This is a genomic window from Gracilibacillus saliphilus, assembly GCF_010994085.1.
GTDB classification, from domain to species: domain Bacteria; phylum Bacillota; class Bacilli; order Bacillales; family Amphibacillaceae; genus Gracilibacillus; species Gracilibacillus lacisalsi.
Map to the genome: position 1 here is coordinate 59,430 of NZ_WJEB01000008.1, position 21,162 is coordinate 80,591.

A 21,162-nucleotide genomic window follows, 5' to 3' on the forward strand; every position below is an offset into this window, starting at 1 on the left:
GAACGATTGAAGCTAATAGCTGTTAGTACCTCTGTTGGAACTTATTCCGAATGATAATTGCAACTGAATTCAAAATAAATAAGATTAGCAATAATACAATGATCGTCGCTGCAGCTAAATTTGCATATTCAGCAACTAATGATGCATCAATAGTCCAATAATATATTTGCATTGGTAGCGCAGTAAATGTATCAAATAAACCGCCTGGAAAAGGAATCAATAATGCTGGGATACCCAAAACTGTTAAAGGCGCAGTTTCTCCAATTGCACGTGAAAGTGATAGAATCGATCCGGTTAGTATACTAGGTATAGCAGCAGGTAAAATGATTCTTCGAATGGTCTGCCATTTGGTAGCACCCATTCCATAAGAGGCCTCAGATAGATGACCTGGAACTGCTCTTAATGCTTCCTGAGCAGATACAATAAGAATCGGTAAAACTAGTAAAGCTAACGTCAAACCACCAGCTAATACCACATTCCCGAAATCCATCAGGCGGACAAAAACTGTTAAACCTAATAAACCATAAACGATCGAAGGTACACCAGCTAGATTAGAAATATTCGTCTCGATAAATGATCGAATAATACCTTTTTTAGAATACAATTCCAAGTAAATTGCTGAACCAACTCCGATAATGAGCGTAACAGGAATAACAACTAACATCACCCATACCGTACCGAGAATGGCTCCCATAATACCTGCTCTATCAGCATTTGTCGATAGTCGTCCGGTGATGAAATCCAAATCGATCCAGGATACCCCTTGTAATAATACACGAGCTATTAATACAACAAGTACTACTAATCCAAATAAAGTAGAGAGGAAAAATATAGACTTCCAAATACTGTTTTTTCGCACACGAGCGTCCATTTTGTTATTTTCGTGTAATGCTTCTAAGTTTTCCATTAATATTCCTCCCTAAATTTACGAGAGATATATTTCGCTAGTAAATTCATAATTAACGTAAACACAAATAATGTTAATGCAACAGCATATAAACTATAATATAAAGTAGATCCTGCGGGTGCTTCCCCACCGGAAACTTCTACTATATATGCTGTCATTGTTTGCATGGATTGTGTCAAATCAAAAGTAAAATTTTTCGAACTACCACTTGCTATTGTTACTATCATTGTTTCTCCGATTGCTCTTGAAATAGCTAATACAAAAGATGCCATTATTCCTGAAAAAGCTGCAGGAATCACAACTTTAATTGTTGTTTCTAATTTAGTTGTTCCCATCGCAAGAGATCCTTCACGAATTCCATTAGGAACAGATGTCATGGCGTCTTCAGATAGGGATGCAATCATTGGAATGATCATAACCCCCATTACAATACCAGGACTTAAAATATTGGTAGCCTCAACTTGTGGCCAAATACTGCGAATTAAAGGAGTTACAAATGTGAATGCAAAAAAACCATAAACAATTGTTGGAATACCTGCCAATACTTCTAACAATGGTTTTAGTATTCTTCTCACCTTATCTGAAGCATATTCACTTAAATAAATAGCTGACATGATACCAATTGGGCCTGCAACAAGGATTGCAATAAGAGACGAAAAAATAGTCCCATTCAACAAAGGTAAAATTCCAAATTCAGGATTTTGACTAAGTGGTTTTAATTCCGTTCCTGTAAAGAAATCTAATATCGGAATTTCCATAAAGAAATGTACTGCTTGGCTGATTAGCGTATATAAAATTCCGATTGTTGTCAGAACCGTAATTGATGCGAGCAAGAAAAGAATGGCAGGAACTAACTTTTCCATATAATTGTTTATACTTTTCTTTTTCTTGTTTTCAGCAATCAATTCACTGACATTAACAGCACTGTTTAGATTCGATCCGCTGCTTTTTGCCATTTCTTGGAGCACTCCTTCTTAAACTCACAATAAGATGAGGGCACAGATGCCCCCATCTTATTGAAGCCATTATATTGAAATTACGTTTAAATACTGATCCATGATTATTGGATAGCTTGAACATCCTCTAGTAATGCTTGTTGTTCGTCATCTGGAATTGGTGCAAATCCAGTCTCACCAGCAAAATCATTAATGCTTTCAACTACATATTCTGCATAGTCATAAACTTGAGGTTTTTCTTTTGCATTATCAACATTTAAATAGGTGAATACCGGACGAGTATAGTCAGCATATGGACCTTCTTCTCCGATTGTTTCAAGAGATGGAACAACTGCACCATCACCAAAATCGATACCTACAGCTTTTACTTGATCTTGATTATTGTCATAGTATCCAAAACCAAAGTAACCAATAGCATTTTCATCTTCTGAAACTAGTGTTACTAAAGTTGAATATTCTTGTTGTAAGTCAATAGTATCTACTAAATCTTGTTCTTCTAAAATTTCTTCATAGAAGAATTCATACGTACCATGGTTCTCGTTAGGGCCATAAGTTTGAATTTCTTCATCTGGCCAAGAAGAGTCAATTTCAGACCATTTTGTTACATTTCCTAAGAAAATATCTTCAATCTGTTCTGCAGTAAGTTCTTCTGCCCAGTCGTTCTCAGGGTTAACTACAATTGTTAAACCGTCTAATGCAACCTTAATTTCCATTACTTCCATTCCAAGTTCATCAGCTTTAGCCTGTTCTTCATCTTTAATTGGACGAGAAGCATCATTGAAATCTGTACCATCTTCAACTAAAAACTTTTCGAAGCCTGCACTACTACCTGCACGACCTACTTCAACTGATACATTTGGTTGTTCATTAAGCATATACTCTTCTGCTAATCTTGACATTAACGGGTACACTGTACCTGAGCCGTCGATTGCAACAGTTCCTTCTAATTCATCTGAAGCTTCTGTTTCTTCTTCACTAGAAGTATCTTCTGTTTCTTCCGCTCCATCATCTGTTTCACTTGCATTTGCTTCTTCATTGTTGTCTGTTTCTTCTTCTGAATCATTTCCACATGCAGCTAATAGCCCAATTGTAAGTACAGCTATTAAAGCTAACAACATGATTTTGAACTTGCTCATTTTTTGTTTCCCCCTATATAGACGATGTGATTTAGAAGCTTGTCAATTAAGCTTCTACTACATCATAACTCACAACTATTAATCTACTATTAATTAATTGTAAAGATAATGTAAATTCGACATTTTTATAGAAATTAAGACGTAAGAACAAGATAGTTGGATCGATAGTAATGATGAAATATTTGAACAGTTTAACCACCAATCCGGCTGCCCCTTCCCCTTCCGGGAGGTTTGTCCTTAAGCTAACTTTTTCAAGCAAAAAAACGCTCAAAAAAGTGGATCTTTATGCCAAACAATTCCCGCAGGAGTGGAAGTTAACGACCTTTGCTAAGATCTGCTCTACAACGCTAGCATGAAGTAACACGTCTGATTTTATACTTTCTCTCCATATAAAAAAACCGGAACTAGAATACTAGTTCCGGTTTTTTATTCATCCTCTTGCTCATCGATTTCTTTTTGTTTTTCTTCGTCACTTTTATCTTTAAAATCATAGTATTTTTCAATAATTCTTTTACCAATCTCATGATGCACCTGATGTCTACCAGTTTTTGTTCCATTATCAGGAACGATAACCGCAAAAGCAACCTCTGGATTTTCAACAGGACTATAACCAACTAAGGATAAATTTTCTGCTTCATCTACTTGTACAGGTTCATCATTAATAATTTCAAATTTTGGTCTTTGCGCTGTACCTGTTTTTGCAGCTACTTCATAAGAGATGTTACTCCACTGGTTTCTAGCTGTTCCATCGTTAATTACACGTCTAAATCCTGTTTGCACTCGTTCTATATATTTGTCATCCATGTCCACACGATTTAACACTTCAGGACTAAAGGATTCAATAACTTTGCCTGGTATACCATTTTCATTCCCCGGTTCTCTAATTTCCTTAACCAAACGTGGCTTCATTCTATATCCGTCATTTGCAATCGTGGAAACATACTGTGCCAACTGCAAAGCAGTATACGTATCATACTGTCCGATAGATAGGTGAAGCAAATTCCCTTGAGCAGGATTAGTACCTGTTACACCAGTTGCTTCAAATGGTAAATCAATACCCGTCTTTACTCCTAAGCCGAATTGACTGTAATAATTTCTCATCGTATCAAAGGCACTGTAATCAAAATTATATAGTATCTCTCCAGGACGATAGGTGGCTCCAGCTATTTCCAACGCAATCTTCGCCATATAAACGTTTGATGAGTCTTGAATAGCTTTCAAGTCAGATATACTAAATCCTAAAAAAGTGTGTGAAGCAAATTCATTTGTGGATTTTATTTTAATTGGTTGATCAGACAAGTGTGTACCAATGTCAACAACACCTTCCTGATAACCAGCTAGTAGTGTCGCACCCTTAATGGCAGATCCTGGCTCATGTGCATCATAAATAGTTCTGTACGCCTGATTCAAATATTCGTCCTCTTCCTCATCATAACGGAATCCCGATAAGGCTAGAATATCACCTGTCTGTGGGTTCATGACAACCGCCAATGCATCCTTCAGATATCCAGTATTGTTATAAGGATTATTGATAGCCGTTCGAAGCTCTTCTTCAACTATCTTGTCCACCTCAGCCTGGAATTCCATATCGAGACTAAGGATAAGGTCCTTCCCTCTTTGACCTTCGACAACTACTTCAGAATTGATCACATTTCCATTTGTATCTGTTGTATACTGAACTTTTTCTTTTCTTCCTCTAAGTACATGCTCATATTGTTCTTCCAAACCGCTTGTTCCTACGCGGTCGTTCCATGTATAACCATTGGATAAATAAAAATCACTATTCTCACGTGGTATCCCTTCGTCAGATGAAGTTAGTTTTCCGAAGAAAGAACCTAACGTTCCTTCATAGAGCCTTTCTCTGTCCCAATCAATAACCGCATCAATCCCGGACAAATCATGTAAATGTTCTGACACTTTTGCATATTCCTCATCTGTTAAGCCTTCATTGACTACCACATGTGGAGATAATTCGTAGGCTGCATCCAGTTCTTTCTTAATCGCAATAACATTCTTTACTTCTGATGTCCAATCAATTTCGTCTAAGTGTTTTTGCGTAATAGCGTCAAGTTCAGCTTGATACTGCTCACCAGTATCAAGACTTTCTCTTTCTTCATCTGATAGAAGATCAATAACTTCGTCTCTATTTTTTATATACCAGTATTCTTTTTTATCTCGTTCTCGAACAGCGTCATCCAGTTCTTCTTCATCTTTTATAATTGTAATATATTTCGCTAACTCTTCAGCTAGTTTAAGTCGTGCTTCAGCTGATTCACCATTTTTCGGAGGTGTATAGGTGATTGACTTGACTGCTTTATTATCTAAAATCAAATCAAAATCACTGTCATACATTTTACCTCTTGGTACTGATTTTTCCGAAGGTGTGTTCTCTGTTTGATTAATCTGCCGTTGTGCTTCCTCCCCATTAAGTATCTGCACAACACCTAGTTGAACAATCAACAGGGAAAAGATAAGAAAGACACTTAAAAACAATATATTTAATCGAAAAGGCAGTTGCGCTTTGTTCTTTTTTGATTTCTTCTTTTTTTTAAAATCCGGATGCTGGTTCATCCTCATTCCCCCTAATGACAAACATCCCGTATATTATAACATGTTATCCCTTCCTTTACTATCTATTTAACAGTTAAAAGTGAGACAGGTCTCGCCCATTTAACTTAACTAAAATATATGAGCGCCTTACGTACGGTTAACGTCGTGATAAATGGATGAATCTGTTTTGCGCACAAAATAATAAGCAAATAAGTTACCTCCACCAATCGTCAATAAAAGAATCGGAATCATAACTTTTGGATCAACAAGGGTAACACCGACAATAAAGATCAATATCGCAGAGACCCTGCCAACATTTACAAATAGCTCTCTTATAATGATGTATTCTATCCTTAGGTCTCTTGCTCCTCTTGCCTTACCAATGATATCGTACGTTAATGATATGAAGGGAACATTATAGAGTGGATACGCAATCCCTACAATGACTCCATAAACAAGTAACATCCAATAACCAGTCTGAAAAACAAATAAACCAACAGCTACATATAATAAAAACCCACCAAGTAAAATCGCATGTTTTCGATATTCCACTTTTAACATTTTCGTTACCAGATAATAACTAATAAATGAACATAGAGAGAGAGTCAAATTGAAACCGCCTAATGCAAACTCACTATTCGTTGCAATATATACCCAAATAGCTACAACAAATATAAATAAACCTTCTCTTAATCCTTGAAAAATATGTGCATATAAAATATTGCGCCAGTTTCGATTGGATTTTCTCTCCAATGCAACATGTTTAAAAAAGAATTTTCCGGTTGCTTTTCGTTTCTTTAGAAAAAACGAGCATACTACTGCAATTACAAATAAAAAAAAGGATATAAAAAAAATCAAACTATATCCTTGGAAATTATCCATCCTTGTGATTATATAACCCGCTGAGATCGGACCGATCATTCCACCTAATGATTGTAACGTACCTAAAATTCCGTTAAAAAAATCCCTTGTCTCAGGTTCTGTAACTTCGAAGGTTAACACATTAAATGCTAACCAGTAAAAACCATAACCTATCCCTAGGATCGCACCTAATAAATAAGGAAAACGTGAAGCATTATCACCCGCTAACAATACAGTTACATAAAAAATGGATAAAAAAATTACCCCTGTTCTTATAATAATGGTTCTATCTACTTTCTTTGCAAACTTTCCAGCAACAACGAAAGATATTGGTTGCAGGATATAAACAAACAAATTATATATAGCTATATCAATATAATCCCCAGATTGTTTCCATAAAAAGATATTAACAAAAGTATTGGATAAAAAAGTTGCTATTGCGTATAAGCCGCCTATTGTTAATAATAACTTTAAATCTTTACTATTCGGCATTGCTTTTTTTGTTCTTTTCACGGTTTCGCTCATCATTTACACCTCACTACAATCTAACCTTTATTTTGGTCTAGAAAGTAGCAGATATACATTTAATCAACTGAAGAAATTTTATCAACTATATTTACTCGAAAAAAAGGTGTAAGTAACGGTTCAACCAAAAGAAATTAAAGGAAAAAAAGCGATTAATGAAGTCACAAGATTTCTGACATTGAAAATTGCTACAAATAAAGGGACTATGGTATTAAACCATAGCCCCTACGTGTTTTATTTTATTATTTCGCTTCATTATATAAACTAGCTACTTTATCCCAATCCACTACATTCCAAAATGCAGCAATATAGTCAGGACGTCTGTTTTGATATTTGAGATAGTATGCATGCTCCCAAACATCTAAGCCTAAAATAGGTGTTTTACCTTCAGAAATAGGAGTATCTTGGTTAGGTGTACTAGTAATTTCAAGCTTACCATTGTTTACAACTAGCCATGCCCAACCTGAACCAAAACGGCCAGCACCAGCTGCAGCAAATTCTTCTTTAAACTTGTCAAAGCTTCCAAATGTAGAATTAATCGCATCTGCTAATTCCCCTGTTGGCTCACCGCCACCATTTGGTGAAAGCAATGTCCAGAACAAACTGTGGTTAGCATGTCCACCACCATTGTTTCTTACCGCAGTACGGATTTTTTCTGGTACAGCATCAAGATTTGCTAAGATCTCTTCGATAGATTTGTTTGCTAAATCATCATGACCTTCTAGCGCAGCGTTTAATTTGGTTACATAAGTATTGTGGTGTTTTGTGTGATGAATGTTCATTGTCTCCTTATCAATATGAGGTTCTAATGCATCATATCCATAAGGTAAATCTGGTAAAGTAAAGTTTGCCATTTTTCATTCCTCCTATTTTTTTAATTAGAAAGTATAAAAATCCTTCTACGACAAATGGTATCAAAACAATAAAATAAAAAGCAAATATTTAGCATTTAAATTGGAAATGTTGACCATAGACCATTTCAAGAAATATTAGATAGATGATATTTGGTACGTTCTTAGTTTTTCATTAAGTCGGATTTTATGATTTTTACATACAAAAAAACAAGCTTTTATTTAGCTTGTTGAAATGGTGGCTCGGGACGGAATCGAACCGCCGACACACGGATTTTCAGTCCGTTGCTCTACCGACTGAGCTACCGAGCCAAACGATATGTTGTTTATCTATGAATATTATGTATGGCGGAGGAGGAGGGATTCGAACCCCCGCGGGCCGTGAAGCCCCTGGCGGTTTTCAAGACCGCTCCCTTCAGCCGGACTTGGGTACTCCTCCGCGATTGAGAAAATGGTGGACCCTGCAGGATTCGAACCTGCGACCGATCGGTTATGAGCCGATAGCTCTAACCAACTGAGCTAAGGGTCCTCTTATTCTTAAAATATGGGGCGACCGGTGGGGATCGAACCCACGTATGTCGGAACCACAATCCGATGTGTTAACCACTTCACCACGATCGCCATCGTTACTTTAAATAGCGGCGGAGGGAATCGAACCCCCGACCTCACGGGTATGAACCGTACGCTCTAGCCAGCTGAGCTACACCGCCATATTGGCTCCACAGGTAGGATTCGAACCTACGACCGATCGGTTAACAGCCGATAGCTCTACCACTGAGCTACTGTGGAATAAAATTATGTAATCACTGAAGCGACATTTAATAATTTATCACAGCTAGATATATTCGTCAATAGTTTTTTCTGTTTTTTTTATAAAAACTTCTCAAATCTATGTTTCACCGTAAAAATATAGGGGAAGCAGCCATACTGGCTACTCCCAACTATATCTTATTTAATGTTTTTGTCTTTCTCCTAATACTTCATCTGCTATATTGACAGCATGATCACCGATACGCTCTAGGTTACTGATAATGTCAGCAAATACAATACCAGCCGCTCCAGTACATGCTCCTTCATTAAGTCGAATAATATGTTTTTTGCGATATTTTCTTTCCATTTTATCTATTTCATTTTCTTTCTGCACAACATTTAATGCTGCTTCTCTATCCATATTTTCTAATGATGTGACAGCCTCTTCCACTGTACTGATCGTTAAATCAAACATTTCGTTAAGATCAATCATGCCTTGTTCTGTAATATCTACTTTATTAGAAATTCTGTAATTAACTAATTCAATAATGTTTTCATAATGATCGCCAATTCGTTCTATATCACGTACGGAATTAATCAGTGCTGAATGATTATTACGTTCTACATCTGAAAAATTCGTGCCCGATAATTCTACTAGATAAGACGTTATTTCACGATCTAGATTATTTAGTGCTCCTTCTAATTGTAAAGCCATTTCCGAATTTTTCTGACTGTTACTGTTTAGGAACATGCTTGTTTCTTCAAGCCCCTTAATGGCATATTTACCCATATGAATCACTTCCAGCTTCGCCTGATCTAAAGCAACTGATGGTGATTGGTTAATAAATATTGGATCTAAATGCTGTGGCTTATATTTTACAGCAGTATCTTCACCAGGGATAATCTTAGTTACCAACAATGCTAATAACCCAATAAATGGGAATTGAATAATTGTATTACTAAAGTTAAAAATACCATGCGCAAATGCTATGGTCATCGCTGGATTCAACTCTAACCATGCCTGAAGATTACTGATAAAGATAGTATATAACGGTAGCACAGTAACTACTATTATCGTTCCGATCAAATTAAAGATTACATGGGTTAATGCTGCACGGCGAGCTGCAATTGTTGCACCAATAGATGCGATAACTGCCGTAATGGTGGTACCCAGGTTATCTCCAAATAATACAGGTAATGCCGCCTTCAGTTCAATAGCCCCTTCTGTCATCAAGCTTTGCAAGATACCAATTGTTGCACTTGAACTTTGGACAATTACCGTGAACACTGTACCTATAACCACACCTAGGATTGGTGTTTCTGACATACTTACAGTTAAGTCATGAAACATTTGTATATCTCTTAACGGCTTAAGTCCGGACCCCATGAGATCAAGTCCAAAGAATAATGAACCAAATCCGAAGATTGTTAAACCAATATTAGACAATTTATTATTTTTTAAGAAAAATAACATAAGTGCACCAACTGCAAGGATTGGTAACGCATATTCTTTAATTTCAATTCCAATAATGAATGCAGTCATCGTTGTACCAATATTTGCCCCCATAATAACACCGATAGACTGTCTTAACGTCATAAATCCTGCATTTACTAAGCCTACCGTTAGTACCGTTGTTCCAGTACTTGTTTGCAAAAGAACTGTCACAAAGATACCTGCAAGTACACCCATGAATGGATTACTTGTAGTCTTGTCCAAAATTTCCTGCAAACGATCGCCGGCAGTTTTTTGAAGTCCTTCCCCCATGTACTTAATACCAAGAAGAAATATCCCCAAACCACCGATAAACTCAAAAATCATAGCTTGTACATTTACATCCAACAGTGTTCATCCCTTCTCACAAATCTTTGTCTGTCTTTAGTATGACCAATGTGTCGAAAGTATTGCCTTTTTCCGTTTATTTTCTATATCTACTGCTCCAACGACAAAATTAGACAAAACCTCCTATGCACACCACCTCATTATTAATTATTTATTGAGGGTTTGTAAAGGAATTTTTTTAAAATTTACAAAACCTTAACAAACAATTTCATTATAACAACATTCGAACATAATAATAGTCCTTTTGACAAAATTTTTAATCTTTTTGTGGAGAAGTTTGTTTTTCAATAAATGGTAATGCATTTACATCAATTATGCCTATTCAAATTGGCTCACTTCCACTTAGAATATACAAAACGCGAACCTAGATACTTACTAGACAGAAACGTTATAAATAAGAAAAGCGCAGAGCGCCCGATTAGAAACGTAGCGACTGGAACGAATTAACTGAGATAAAGGAATCACGGTGAGTTTACGAACCGATGATGACTTATCGTAGGGCAATTCGTGAAGTCGCCTAGTTTCTGGGCGCTCTGCGCTAGACATCTGCGCAAAATTTATACTTTCATATCTAATAAGAAAAACTGAGCAAAACGCTCAGTTCGTTATAACTAATTTACCATTTCTCTAGCATCCATTATGAAATTCTTGAACAGACTAGCCACCGCTCAAGCTGTCCACTTCCCTTTCCACGGGGTTTGACCGCAGGCATGGCGCTGATTTTATACTTTCTTTCCATATAGCCTGCTTTTACTCAGCAGACTGTTCTATTTTCTTTTTATCCTTTACCAGTATCCTTGTTCCGTCTACATCTACGATTTCAACTTCAGTATCTTTAGTGATCCATTTTCCTTCCGTAATTGCGCTGTATTCCTTTTCTCGAATTAGTACTGTTCCTATCGGTCTCATATCTGTCGTTGTTATTCCCGTTTCACCCACTAATTCTTTATAGGATTGATTAATACTTGAATAACCTGCTTCATCGGTCAATTGATCAAACAATGTAATTTTGGTCCACATCTGACGTTTCTTAAAAACCTTTAAAAAGCCTAATGAACTGATTGCCCCAATAAATACACCAATAACCGCATATAAGCCAGCAGACATGTTTGGAGCGGTAAATCCAACGGATACAATCATACAAACAAGGCCAATTACTGCTAGGGTACCATCATTGATAACCTTACCATCAATTACCATCAGCATTAATCCAAAGAAATAAATAATGATCATAATAAAAAACATACCGGGGTCTAAAAATGAAGCAAAATAAATAGTGATAAATCCTAAACCTAAAACACTGAAAATACCTTTTGCATTGACGAGTAGTTCACCAATGAGAAATAGTGTTGCTAAAGCAACGATGACAAAACTCATCCAATCTGCAGTTATTGTAAACATTTGCTCACCTCAAATCAGGTTTTTTCTATCTATCATAACATACGAAAAAAAATGTTCATTAGTTTCAATTTATTATTTTTTCATAAAGAATAAGGTTTGATACTTCTCTTTTCTTATTTTAACCTTTATAATGGACAATGGTAATAAATTTCTGCCACTGATGATAGTTAATTTAATAAATGCTAACAGTGATTTACCATTTTATATGAATGAATTTTTTGGGAAACTGAATTAAAGGAGCGATTTTATTTATGGCTTTAATACATCGGAAAGATACACGACCTGTAAAAGTGGGAAATGTGATGGTTGGTGGAAAAGATGAAGTTGTCATTCAATCCATGACAACAACCAAAACACACGATGTCGAAGCAACGGTTAAAGAAATTGAACGGCTTGAAGAAGCTGGCTGTCAAATTGTGCGTGTAGCTTGTCCAGACGAGCGTGCTGCCAATGCAATTCCTGAAATAAAAAAAAGAATCAACATTCCACTAGTAGTTGATATTCACTTTAATTATAAACTTGCGCTAAAAGCAATTGAAGGTGGCGCAGACAAAATTCGTATTAACCCTGGTAACATTGGAAAAAGAGATAAAGTGGAAGCAGTGGTAAATGCTGCTAAAGAGAAAGGCATTCCAATTCGAATCGGAGTAAACGCAGGTTCTCTTGAGCGCCACATCTTAGAAAAGTACGGTTATCCTACCGCTGATGGTATGGTTGAAAGTGCGCTTCATCATATTAAAATTCTAGAGGACTTGGACTTTCATGATATTGTTGTGTCCTTAAAGGCTTCAGATGTTAAATTAGCAATTGAAGCGTATGAAAAAGCAGCAGAAGTTATTCCATATCCGTTACATTTAGGGATTACAGAATCTGGTACTCTTTTCGCAGGAAGTATCAAAAGCGCAGCTGGTATGGGGGCCATTCTAAGTAAAGGGATCGGGAGCACTATGCGTATTTCATTAAGTGCGGATCCTGTAGAAGAAGTTAAAGTTGCTAAAGAGTTACTAAAATCATTTGGCTTAGCATCTAATGCAGCAACATTAATTTCTTGCCCTACCTGTGGACGTATTGAAATTGATCTAATTAAGATTGCCAATGAGGTTGAGGAATATATTTCAACTATTAAAGCACCTATCAAAGTTGCAGTGCTGGGATGTGCTGTAAATGGTCCGGGAGAAGCTCGTGAGGCCGATATTGGTATCGCAGGTGCTCGTGGAGAAGGTTTATTATTCCGTCACGGTGAAATTATTCGAAAAGTTCCAGAAGAAACTATGGTAGAAGAACTAAAAGTAGAAGTCGATAAAATTGCTGAGGAATATATCCAAAAACAAAAAGAAGAAGTACAAGAAATATAATGAATAAACAAAAGGCAAGCCGTACACGGCTTGCCTTTGTTATTTATAGTGGTATAAATATCAGCGAAATTAATATAGATACTATCGCTGTTACAATAGCTGCATTACCTAGCGTATTGGCACCTTGTTGTCTGGAAATAAATCCTAAAACAATGCCACCAATTGCCAGTATCAGCGGCCAAACGAAAAAGGAAGCTAATGCTAAAACTAAACCAGCCCAACCCCATGCAGTGTTAACATCTGATTGCATTTCTGTTTCTTGCTCTTCAGATTCTGCAGGGCGATTAAATTCATTAGCTGATAACTCAGCAGAAGTTTCTGCTTCCCTTTTATACGCCTCATCGACTGAATACAACTCATCTGTAGCTACAAATTGTTTAGATTGAGGTGCTTCATCAATACGTCCGTTATCGATTTTAGGAGCATTCTCAACTTGTTGGTCATTCTGATGCTCTGGCATACTATAAACCCTCCCTTTCTTTTAGAGGTACATTTTTAGTATGCCTTATTTCTTTATGCTGTTACGTGGTAAATTCTACTTTCCATTACGGTGCATATGCAACAAATTCTTTATATTTTTGAGCATTCTTTTGGATACGTGAAGCATATTCACTATTGGCATGACCATTTTTTAGCTTATATTGCTCTAAGCCTGCCATTCCACGATGGTAGGCTGTCAAAGTTTCATCCCAATTGTCATATTGATCATATAAATAATCAATATAAACTAAAGATAATTTTATCGAATAGTACGGATCAAATAAAAGTTCATCTTCATAAGGCATATCGGCCATATCCGCTATCCATGGTGCAGTGTTTTTCATAAACTGGGCCATACCGTATGCATGCCCATATTTTGTTTCTGGACCAACTAAATCAGGATCAAAACTGTTACCTGTTTCAATTTTTAGCAGTTCATAAACAATAAATGGATCGATACCGTATGTGTCTGCTTCTTTCACTAAATAGATCGCCCATGGTCTTAGAAATTTCCCTTCACTTTCCTCCACCATAACCTCTGCTATATCGAAATATTTCGGCCATGTTTCATGTGTCATTTCAACTTCTTTTTGATTAGCTTGGGTTAAAATATATTGAGCTTGTGATTCCATATTTTGCACCTCTTGCTCCAATTCAACCTTATCTTTCTTTAGTGCTTGCATTTCTGATTTATATGAATTTACTTGATAATAGCTCCAACCTATAAGCACCAAAGTAAATACAATGCTAATCCATTGTATCTTTTTTGACATGTAAAAATACACTCCTTTGCTTTCCAAGCATTAGTCGATATTGTAGTTTTAATCTACAGCGCTATATATTAGCGAAAAATGTCGATTAATGCAAATGATTTACACTCTATTCTTATTACCCATATGCACAAAAAATAAACATTATTGCATAAAATATTGAAACGATAATAAAGGAGTTTTTAATATGAACGGTTTAACCAAACAAATTATGCTTAGTAAAATGAGGAAAATCAGTGCAAAAGAAATAACAAGTTATGCTAAGAAATATCATATTGCTATCACAGAAGACCAAGCAAAATTAATTTCGGATCATTTAAAAAGAAGTAATTATGATCCAACAAATCCCGAAGATCGAGCACAAATGCTAAGGAAACTTGCGCAAATCACAGATATAAAAACAGCTAAGGCTTGCCAGCAACTATTTCATAAATTAATTAAAGAATATGGAGTAGAAGATTATTTCAAATAAAGTTGACACTGATCAGTACGTTAGCGTTTGTTATTGCTGATATATCTTCCTTGTGTTACTTAAACTTAAACTAGGGCTTACAGAGGGTATCGTGAAAAATCACTAGAAAACAGGACTTAAAGTTCATCAAAAAACTCTGCCATTTTTCATTTAACTGGCAGAGTTTTTAAGCTATACATTTTAGCAATATATTACTGTATTACTGGTTCACAATATGTTCTTTTAAATCTGTAACAAAAGATCCATTTTTTAGCATTTCGATCTCAAATTTATATGGAGGTTTTTTATTTTTCTTATCTTCTCCAACGTAAGGAGTTTCCAAAATCTTCGGCAATTCTGTTAACTGGTCGTGATGGACAATGTTATGAATCGTCTCAAAACCGATATGTCCAAATCCGATATTTTCATGACGGTCTTTTCCTGCGCCTTGAACATTTTTACTGTCATTAATATGGACAACTTTTAATCGATCAAGACCGATTATTTTGTCAAAATCATTTAAAACCCCGTCAAAATCATCTACGATTGGGTATCCTGCGTCATGGATATGACAAGTATCCATGCAGATGGAAAGTTTTTCGTTATGTGTTACACCATCGATAATTTTAGCTAATTCATCAAAACTTCGACCAATTTCTGAACCTTTACCAGCCATTGTTTCCAATGCAATTTGGACATCTTGTTTAGGATCCAGTACTTCATTTAATCCTTCAATAATTTTAGCTATTCCTGTATCAACACCCTCACCAACATGTGCACCTGGATGTAACACAATTTGCTTAGCACCGATCGCTTCTGTACGATCAATCTCACTTTTTAAAAAGGATACGCCTAGTTCAAATGTTTCTTTCTTTTTTGCATTTCCAATATTGATAATATATGGGGCATGGACGACAACATCCGCAATACCATTATCTTCCATATGCTGACGACCTGCCTCAATATTTAATTCTTCTATCGGTTTTCTTCTAGTATTTTGGGGAGCTCCTGTATAAATCATAAAAGCTGTTGAACCGTATGATGCTGCTTCTTCACTTGAACCTAATAGCATTTTCTTTCGACTCATTGATACGTGTGATCCAATTTTTAACATAATTCCTCTCACCTTTTCTATTTTTTCTTAAATTGACTTCTTTCTATTTTCTTTTTTACTCTCTGCTGTTGTTTTTTCATTTTTTTCTTATAGCCTGGTTTCACTTTTTTTGGTTTTTTTGTTTGCTGCCAAGCTTTTTTCTCAATATCACTTTCTTGCCTTTCGCGCTTTTGCCTGACATTCCATGCTTTAGCTTCACGCCATTCCCCTTTTACGACATCATAAAAGGTAAAAGTTAATCCTTTTTTCTCTAACTTCTTAATAAGCGCTATATGTTCTTCATGATAAAGATTTATCGCTGTTCCTTCCATTCCTGCACGTGCGGTTCTGCCAACCCGATGTAAATAAAATGATTCTTCTTTTGGTAATTCCGCATTAATCACATGACTAACACCCTTAATATCAATACCACGTGCCGCAAGATCAGTAGCGACAATATATTGATACTTCAACTGCTGAATTTCCTTAAGGACTCGTTTTCGTTCCCGTTGATTAAGCCCGCCATGAATTAGTCCAACCTCTAACCCTTTAGCTTGTAATTGCTCCGCTAATTGATTGGCTTTTTCTTTACCATTGGTGAAAATAATTGCTAAATATGGTTGAATTACCTTGGAAATATCAAAAATGACATCAGCTTGTTCGCGGTGTCTAAGATCAATTAAACGATGCTCAAGCTTTTCAGGAGCTAAGCGATCATCAATGTTGACATAAAGGGGTGCATGCAAGTATTTCTTAAGAAATGGCTGTAATTTCTCTGGAATTGTCGCTGAAAACACCATCACTTGAATATCAGAATCTGCATTGGTTAGAATTCGGTCAATTTCTTCAATAAGTCCTAGTTCTAACATTAAATCCGTTTCATCGATCACAAAGGAACGTGCGGAATAAATATCTAATACACCTTCTTGTATCAAATCTAAAATACGTCCTGGTGTACCTACGACGATATGTGGCGGTTGTTTCATTTTTTCAACCATTCTTTTTTTGTCCGTTCCACCGATAATTAACTTTGCGCGCCAAACATCCTCATTCCCAGAAAATTGCATAATTTTCTTCACTTCATCATATATTTGGATAGCAAGTTCTCTTGTTGGTGCAGTTAAAACAATTTGGGTTTCGGATTGATTGATATCAATTTTATTCAACAATGGGATGAGAAAGGCATGAGTTTTTCCTGATCCAGTTTCTGATTGTCCAATAATGTCTTTTCCTTTTAAAGCCTCTGGGATGACTTTGGCTTGAATTGCAGTTGGCTCATAAAATCCAAGCTTACCAATCACTTCATTCATCCAATCATTCAATGCATATTGTTTAAATAAATGCTTTTCCATGTTATTCTCCTTCTAGTTAACAAATATCTTTGTCAATTGTAGCAAATACCTTTATAATATAAGTATTGGACAAATTCAAGTCCGCTATTAAACATTTTACTTGATCTCTAGTAGAAAGTACAGAGGGGGAACCAGAATGGAAGTAATTAAGATTGCTCCTAGAGGATATTGCTATGGAGTTGTTGATGCAATGGTAATTGCTCAAAATGCAGTGAAGGATCCCAATCTACCTCGCCCTATTTATATACTTGGTATGATTGTTCATAATTCGCATGTAACTAACGCCTTCCAAGAACAAGGTGTTTACACATTAGATGGAAAAAATCGCGGAGAGTTGTTGGAGGAAATTGAAGATGGGACAGTTATTTTCACAGCTCACGGTGTATCGCCAGAAGTGAAGAAACGTGCAGAAGAAAAAGGGTTGACTGTTCTTGACGCAACATGCCCGGATGTTACAAGAACACATGATTTGATTCGTGAGAAAGTTAAAAACAATTACGAAATTGTCTATATTGGTAAGAAAGGCCATCCAGAACCTGAGGGTGCAGTAGGTGTAGCACCGGATCATGTTCATTTAATACAAAATCAAGAAGATGTTGAAAATCTTCATATTAATGCTGAAAAAATCTTAGTAACCAATCAAACAACCATGAGTCAATGGGATGTATATGATGTAATGCTTAAAGTTCAAGAGAAATATCCGCAAACGGAGCTGGAGCAAGAAATCTGTATGGCAACCCAGGTTCGTCAAGAAGCAGTAGCGGAACAAGCGAAAGATGCCGATTTAACTTTAGTTGTGGGAGATCCACGCAGTAATAACTCCAATCGTTTAGCACAAGTTTCCATGGAGAAAGCTGGTACTCAAGCATATCGCATTGCTGATGTTTCTGAAATTCAATATGAATGGTTAGAAGGTGTTTCAAAAGTTGCCGTCACTGCTGGTGCATCAACACCGACACCAATTGCAAAAGAAGTTATCAAATTCATCGAACTTTATGACCCGAATAACCCCGAAACATGGGATCGCACGTCAAAAGTAAAGAAAGATAAAATTTTACCAAAAGTAAAAGCCAAAAAATAAGAAGCAGACACCTTTCCGGTGCCTGCTTCTTATTTGATCAGAAAATCTCTCCTCCACATCAAACATAAACTGCGAAGTAACGAGGATAAGGATTTGCTCTCTTCCTGTACTGCATTTTGATGAGTTCTTACATGCGCTCCGGCAAGATACTTCGCTTTCCTGCGGGGTCTTCGGCTCGCGCTGTTCCCGTAGGAGTCTACGTATCTTGCCTCCGCTTTGCGTAATGTTCTGACTATTGAAAGAAGTAACACACGGGTACTGGTTCCCGAGTATTTCCTCTTATATAAGGTAGAATTATTTACACAGCGTAGGCAGAATACGGAGACTCCTGTGGGACAGCGAGAGCTGAAGATCCACTTGGTGAAGTGCCTTTCTTCACCAAGTTAGCTGAAGCCGAGCCCACGGAAAGCGCAGTATTCTGCCGGAGCGTATGTGAGCACTCATCATCAATCAGAATGGAAGATGATCACACTCCACAAATTTTCATTACTTCGCAGTTTATATCTACAATCATTCAAGCGCAATTCATTTGGCTTATTGGTAACGAAATGGATCGGTTGATAAGGTTGAGATCTCTACTTCGATTTTTTCTGGTAATGCATCAAGGTTTGCTAAGAAATAATCTTTTACCCCTTCTTTCATTACTTCCTCGACATGGTGACCTGGATCAATCAAGCAAATCCCTGCTTCCTCTGCATCTTGTGCTTCATGAAAGGTTAAATCACCCGTTATATATAGATCAGCACCAGCATGGCGTGCAACATCGATATAACCTTTACCACTACCTCCAAGTACAGCAACCTTCTTTATCCATTTATCTTGATCGCCAACATAACGCAATGTTGGAATATTTAAGTTACGTTTAACTAATTCCGCATATTCTGATAATTTCATCGGCTTAGCTAGCTTACCGATTCTGCCTAACCCTTCCTTATTACCTTTATTAGCAAGTGGTACTAGGTCATACGCCATTTCTTCATATGGATGTGCTTTCTCTGCAGCTTGCAAGACAGAAGACAACTGTGATTTCTTTATAATGGTTTCTACTTTATACTCATCTACTTCCTCTATTTTACCTTGTGTACCAAGGAATGGATTAGTCCCTTCTAACGGTTGGAAAGCACCTGTTCCTACCGCTCTGAAAGTGCAATGGCTATAGTTACCGATGTGTCCTGCTCCAGCATCCCCTATTTTCTCGACCACATCATCTAAGTGTGATTGCGGAACATAGACAATAAATTTCAACAGTTGGTCTTCTATGGTTGGTACTAAAACCTTTGTGTTGATTAGTTCTAACCTTTGCGCCAGCAGGTCGTTTACACCCCCACTGACTACATCTAGATTAGTATGGGCTGCATAGACGGCGATATTGTGCTGAATTAACTTTTTCACCACTCTGCCTTTAGGATCTTGAAAATCAATTTGCTTTAAACCTTTGAATAATAGTGGATGGTGCGCGATAATAAAATCAACATTTTTCTCAATCGCTTCATCTACGACAGCGTCTATCACATCTAACGTGATCATTATTTTCTTCACTTTTTGGCCCTTTGCTCCTACTTGAAGGCCTACATTATCCCAAGACTCTGCATATTGCTTAGGCACCCACTTCTCGAATAAGTGGATTACATCTTTAACGGTTGTCATCTTCTATTACCTCCTCAATCCATTCGATCTCTGCTTCTAGCTTCCTAATTTTTTCAATAGGCAAGTTTGCTGCTTGTTTCATCTGAGTGATTAGCTTGATACGTTTTTCTTTTTCATGGCACCATTTTTTTAAAAAAACTTCACTTTTTTCTTGTAAAAGGTATGGACCAAATAATAGTTCTTGTTCAGAAAGTTCTGAGGACTTATTTTGATAATCACTGACTATAACCTCGTAAATATATCCATCCTCTGTAATAATTTCTTCTGCAACAATCTGATATTGATGATCAATTAACCACTTGCGAACAATTTGAGCGTCTATATTAGGTTGTAGAATTAATCGGGAGACACCAGATAATTTTGTCTTACCTTCTTCCAATATCGTTCGAATTAGTTTCCCTCCCATACCAGCAATGGTAATTTGGTTCACTTCTTTTTCCTTAATCACTTCCAAGCCATTCCCTTTTCGTACTTCAATTCGGTCAGCTAGTCCATATTCTCCAACGGTTTGCTTTGCTCTTTCAAACGGACCTTGGTTAACTTCACCAGCAATGGCTGTTGCATGTTCGTACCGTGAACAAACATAGCATGGTAGATAAGCATGGTCAGAACCAATATCAGCAAAATGAATTGGATCCTGCAAGTATTCGGCTAGTTGTTCTAGTCTTTTAGATAACATATTTTTTGTCCTTTCTTAACTATATTGAAAGATGAAAAAAGCCTTCTGTAGACACAGAAAGCTTTTGCAAATTTATTCTTGTCCCTCAGCAAGCCATTCAGCTAACACTGCGGCTTCTTCGTTCGTTACTAAACCACCTGGCATATTACCATTCTCGGAACCGTTGATAATGATACTTTCAATTTCTTCAACACTCAATCTCTCATGAACATCATTAAGCGATGGACCACTTCCACCTTCTAAGTCACCACCGTGACATCCAATACAGCTCTGTATTAGTGCTTCTGGATCTGCTTCTGTTGTTTCACCTTCACCATCTCCACCTGTTGCAATTCTTTCTTGTTCGTTGAGACCAACTACGGATAAAATGATCATCGCTAAAATCCCAAGAACAGCAATAAGTGCAAAAGGTATAATTGGATTTTTCTTCATTGTTTTTTCCTCCTTCAATGAAACGTCAAGTTGGGTTTTACGTAC

The 21,162-nt window shown here is 36.7% G+C and carries 19 protein-coding genes and 6 tRNA genes; 3 read left to right on the forward strand and 22 right to left on the reverse strand.

Annotated features, from left to right (window positions below):
• Positions 1–22: 22 nt before the first annotated feature.
• The 15 genes from pstA to GHT08_RS09460 all read right to left on the reverse strand — a co-directional run bounded on the left by pstA (position 23) and on the right by GHT08_RS09460 (position 11,777).
• Positions 23–907 carry a phosphate ABC transporter permease PstA gene (gene pstA / locus GHT08_RS09390; RefSeq protein ID WP_163581167.1) on the reverse strand — a complete coding sequence of 295 codons (885 nt, stop codon included), beginning with the start codon at positions 905–907 and terminating at the stop codon, positions 23–25.
• Complete coding sequence (gene pstC, locus GHT08_RS09395) at positions 907–1,863, reverse strand: phosphate ABC transporter permease subunit PstC (protein ID WP_163581168.1); 957 nt, start codon at positions 1,861–1,863, stop codon at positions 907–909. Before pstC ends, pstA begins: the two co-directional genes overlap by 1 nt.
• 104 nt (positions 1,864–1,967) lie before the next feature.
• Positions 1,968–2,999 carry a PstS family phosphate ABC transporter substrate-binding protein gene (locus GHT08_RS09400; RefSeq protein ID WP_163581169.1) on the reverse strand — a complete coding sequence of 344 codons (1,032 nt, stop codon included), beginning with the start codon at positions 2,997–2,999 and terminating at the stop codon, positions 1,968–1,970.
• 46 nt (positions 3,000–3,045) lie between these two features.
• Entirely contained in the window at positions 3,046–3,198 is a 153-nt protein-coding gene (locus tag GHT08_RS09405; RefSeq protein WP_238343538.1) for a hypothetical protein, read from the reverse strand.
• A gap of 227 nt (positions 3,199–3,425) precedes the next feature.
• Entirely contained in the window at positions 3,426–5,570 is a 2,145-nt protein-coding gene (locus GHT08_RS09410; protein ID WP_163581171.1) for a peptidoglycan D,D-transpeptidase FtsI family protein, read from the reverse strand.
• Positions 5,571–5,696: 126 nt separating this feature from the next.
• Positions 5,697–6,935, reverse strand: coding sequence for an MFS transporter (locus GHT08_RS09415; RefSeq protein ID WP_163581172.1), 1,239 nt, complete (start codon positions 6,933–6,935; stop codon positions 5,697–5,699).
• 242 nt (positions 6,936–7,177) lie between these two features.
• Positions 7,178–7,789 (reverse strand): superoxide dismutase SodA, encoded by a 612-nt coding sequence (gene sodA, locus GHT08_RS09420; RefSeq protein ID WP_163581173.1) that lies wholly within the window; start codon positions 7,787–7,789, stop codon positions 7,178–7,180.
• Between the two features lie 233 nt (positions 7,790–8,022).
• A tRNA-Phe gene (locus tag GHT08_RS09425) sits at positions 8,023–8,098 on the reverse strand.
• 34 nt (positions 8,099–8,132) lie between these two features.
• Positions 8,133–8,225: transfer RNA gene (locus GHT08_RS09430), tRNA-Ser, on the reverse strand.
• Between the two features lie 13 nt (positions 8,226–8,238).
• Positions 8,239–8,315, reverse strand: a tRNA-Ile gene (locus GHT08_RS09435).
• 16 nt (positions 8,316–8,331) lie between these two features.
• Positions 8,332–8,407, reverse strand: a tRNA-His gene (locus GHT08_RS09440).
• 15 nt (positions 8,408–8,422) lie between these two features.
• Positions 8,423–8,496: transfer RNA gene (locus GHT08_RS09445), tRNA-Met, on the reverse strand.
• 4 nt (positions 8,497–8,500) lie between these two features.
• Positions 8,501–8,575 (reverse strand) — tRNA-Asn (locus GHT08_RS09450).
• A 163-nt stretch (positions 8,576–8,738) separates the two neighbouring features.
• Positions 8,739–10,376, reverse strand: a complete 1,638-nt coding sequence (locus tag GHT08_RS09455; RefSeq protein ID WP_163581174.1) for a Na/Pi cotransporter family protein — start codon at positions 10,374–10,376, stop codon at positions 8,739–8,741.
• A 750-nt stretch (positions 10,377–11,126) separates the two neighbouring features.
• The gene (locus GHT08_RS09460) at positions 11,127–11,777 is read right to left on the reverse strand and encodes an NfeD family protein (RefSeq protein WP_163581175.1); all 651 of its coding nucleotides are present in this window, start codon (positions 11,775–11,777) and stop codon (positions 11,127–11,129) included.
• A 251-nt stretch (positions 11,778–12,028) separates the two neighbouring features.
• On the opposite strand from GHT08_RS09460, the gene ispG reads away from it, so the two are divergent.
• Complete coding sequence (gene ispG, locus GHT08_RS09465) at positions 12,029–13,132, forward strand: flavodoxin-dependent (E)-4-hydroxy-3-methylbut-2-enyl-diphosphate synthase (protein ID WP_153835915.1); 1,104 nt, start codon at positions 12,029–12,031, stop codon at positions 13,130–13,132.
• Between the two features lie 43 nt (positions 13,133–13,175).
• On the opposite strand, the gene GHT08_RS09470 is transcribed toward ispG, so the two are convergent.
• Positions 13,176–13,592: a DUF4190 domain-containing protein gene (locus tag GHT08_RS09470; protein WP_163581176.1), complete on the reverse strand. Its 417-nt coding sequence runs from the start codon at positions 13,590–13,592 to the stop codon at positions 13,176–13,178.
• An 85-nt stretch (positions 13,593–13,677) separates the two neighbouring features.
• Positions 13,678–14,385, reverse strand: coding sequence for a lytic transglycosylase domain-containing protein (locus tag GHT08_RS09475; protein ID WP_163581177.1), 708 nt, complete (start codon positions 14,383–14,385; stop codon positions 13,678–13,680).
• Positions 14,386–14,569: 184 nt separating this feature from the next.
• Between GHT08_RS09475 and GHT08_RS09480 the strand changes: the two genes are divergently transcribed.
• On the forward strand, positions 14,570–14,854 hold the full coding sequence (locus tag GHT08_RS09480; RefSeq protein WP_163581178.1) for a DUF2624 family protein: 285 nt from the start codon (positions 14,570–14,572) through the stop codon (positions 14,852–14,854).
• Positions 14,855–15,053: 199 nt separating this feature from the next.
• Here the strand turns inward: GHT08_RS09480 and GHT08_RS09485 are convergent, their stop codons facing one another.
• Entirely contained in the window at positions 15,054–15,947 is an 894-nt protein-coding gene (locus GHT08_RS09485; RefSeq protein WP_163581179.1) for a deoxyribonuclease IV, read from the reverse strand.
• 17 nt (positions 15,948–15,964) lie between these two features.
• Positions 15,965–17,278 carry a DEAD/DEAH box helicase gene (locus GHT08_RS09490; RefSeq protein ID WP_163581180.1) on the reverse strand — a complete coding sequence of 438 codons (1,314 nt, stop codon included), beginning with the start codon at positions 17,276–17,278 and terminating at the stop codon, positions 15,965–15,967.
• A 136-nt stretch (positions 17,279–17,414) separates the two neighbouring features.
• Here GHT08_RS09490 and GHT08_RS09495 point away from each other — a divergent pair, with 136 nt between their 5' ends.
• Complete coding sequence (locus tag GHT08_RS09495) at positions 17,415–18,359, forward strand: 4-hydroxy-3-methylbut-2-enyl diphosphate reductase (protein WP_163581181.1); 945 nt, start codon at positions 17,415–17,417, stop codon at positions 18,357–18,359.
• Positions 18,360–18,893: 534 nt separating this feature from the next.
• On the opposite strand, the gene GHT08_RS09500 is transcribed toward GHT08_RS09495, so the two are convergent.
• The 3 genes from GHT08_RS09500 to cccA form a co-directional block, all read right to left on the reverse strand.
• Entirely contained in the window at positions 18,894–20,006 is a 1,113-nt protein-coding gene (locus GHT08_RS09500) for a Nif3-like dinuclear metal center hexameric protein (RefSeq protein WP_163581182.1), read from the reverse strand.
• Positions 19,993–20,685 carry a tRNA (adenine(22)-N(1))-methyltransferase gene (locus GHT08_RS09505; protein ID WP_163581183.1) on the reverse strand — a complete coding sequence of 231 codons (693 nt, stop codon included), beginning with the start codon at positions 20,683–20,685 and terminating at the stop codon, positions 19,993–19,995. The genes GHT08_RS09500 and GHT08_RS09505 overlap by 14 nt, the downstream gene beginning before the upstream one ends.
• Positions 20,686–20,757: 72 nt before the next feature.
• Positions 20,758–21,117 (reverse strand): cytochrome c550, encoded by a 360-nt coding sequence (cccA, locus tag GHT08_RS09510; protein ID WP_163581184.1) that lies wholly within the window; start codon positions 21,115–21,117, stop codon positions 20,758–20,760.
• Positions 21,118–21,162 lie beyond the last annotated feature (45 nt).

What these genes read in the sequence shown, in the direction of transcription:
- pstA (WP_163581167.1), bottom strand. Translation starts at nt 907, where the DNA reads ATGGAAAACTTAGAAGCATTACACGAAAATAACAAAATGGACGCTCGT.
- GHT08_RS09400 (WP_163581169.1), bottom strand. Translation starts at nt 2,999, where the DNA reads ATGAGCAAGTTCAAAATCATGTTGTTAGCTTTAATAGCTGTACTTACA.
- GHT08_RS09485 (WP_163581179.1), bottom strand. Translation starts at nt 15,947, where the DNA reads ATGTTAAAAATTGGATCACACGTATCAATGAGTCGAAAGAAAATGCTA.
- sodA (WP_163581173.1), bottom strand. Translation starts at nt 7,789, where the DNA reads ATGGCAAACTTTACTTTACCAGATTTACCTTATGGATATGATGCATTA.
- GHT08_RS09505 (WP_163581183.1), bottom strand. Translation starts at nt 20,685, where the DNA reads ATGTTATCTAAAAGACTAGAACAACTAGCCGAATACTTGCAGGATCCA.
- cccA (WP_163581184.1), bottom strand. Translation starts at nt 21,117, where the DNA reads ATGAAGAAAAATCCAATTATACCTTTTGCACTTATTGCTGTTCTTGGG.
- GHT08_RS09475 (WP_163581177.1), bottom strand. Translation starts at nt 14,385, where the DNA reads ATGTCAAAAAAGATACAATGGATTAGCATTGTATTTACTTTGGTGCTT.
- pstC (WP_163581168.1), bottom strand. Translation starts at nt 1,863, where the DNA reads ATGGCAAAAAGCAGCGGATCGAATCTAAACAGTGCTGTTAATGTCAGT.
- GHT08_RS09480 (WP_163581178.1), top strand. Translation starts at nt 14,570, where the DNA reads ATGAACGGTTTAACCAAACAAATTATGCTTAGTAAAATGAGGAAAATC.
- GHT08_RS09490 (WP_163581180.1), bottom strand. Translation starts at nt 17,278, where the DNA reads ATGGAAAAGCATTTATTTAAACAATATGCATTGAATGATTGGATGAAT.
- ispG (WP_153835915.1), top strand. Translation starts at nt 12,029, where the DNA reads ATGGCTTTAATACATCGGAAAGATACACGACCTGTAAAAGTGGGAAAT.
- GHT08_RS09500 (WP_163581182.1), bottom strand. Translation starts at nt 20,006, where the DNA reads ATGACAACCGTTAAAGATGTAATCCACTTATTCGAGAAGTGGGTGCCT.
- GHT08_RS09410 (WP_163581171.1), bottom strand. Translation starts at nt 5,570, where the DNA reads ATGAACCAGCATCCGGATTTTAAAAAAAAGAAGAAATCAAAAAAGAAC.
- GHT08_RS09495 (WP_163581181.1), top strand. Translation starts at nt 17,415, where the DNA reads ATGGAAGTAATTAAGATTGCTCCTAGAGGATATTGCTATGGAGTTGTT.
- GHT08_RS09415 (WP_163581172.1), bottom strand. Translation starts at nt 6,935, where the DNA reads ATGAGCGAAACCGTGAAAAGAACAAAAAAAGCAATGCCGAATAGTAAA.
- GHT08_RS09460 (WP_163581175.1), bottom strand. Translation starts at nt 11,777, where the DNA reads ATGTTTACAATAACTGCAGATTGGATGAGTTTTGTCATCGTTGCTTTA.
- GHT08_RS09470 (WP_163581176.1), bottom strand. Translation starts at nt 13,592, where the DNA reads ATGCCAGAGCATCAGAATGACCAACAAGTTGAGAATGCTCCTAAAATC.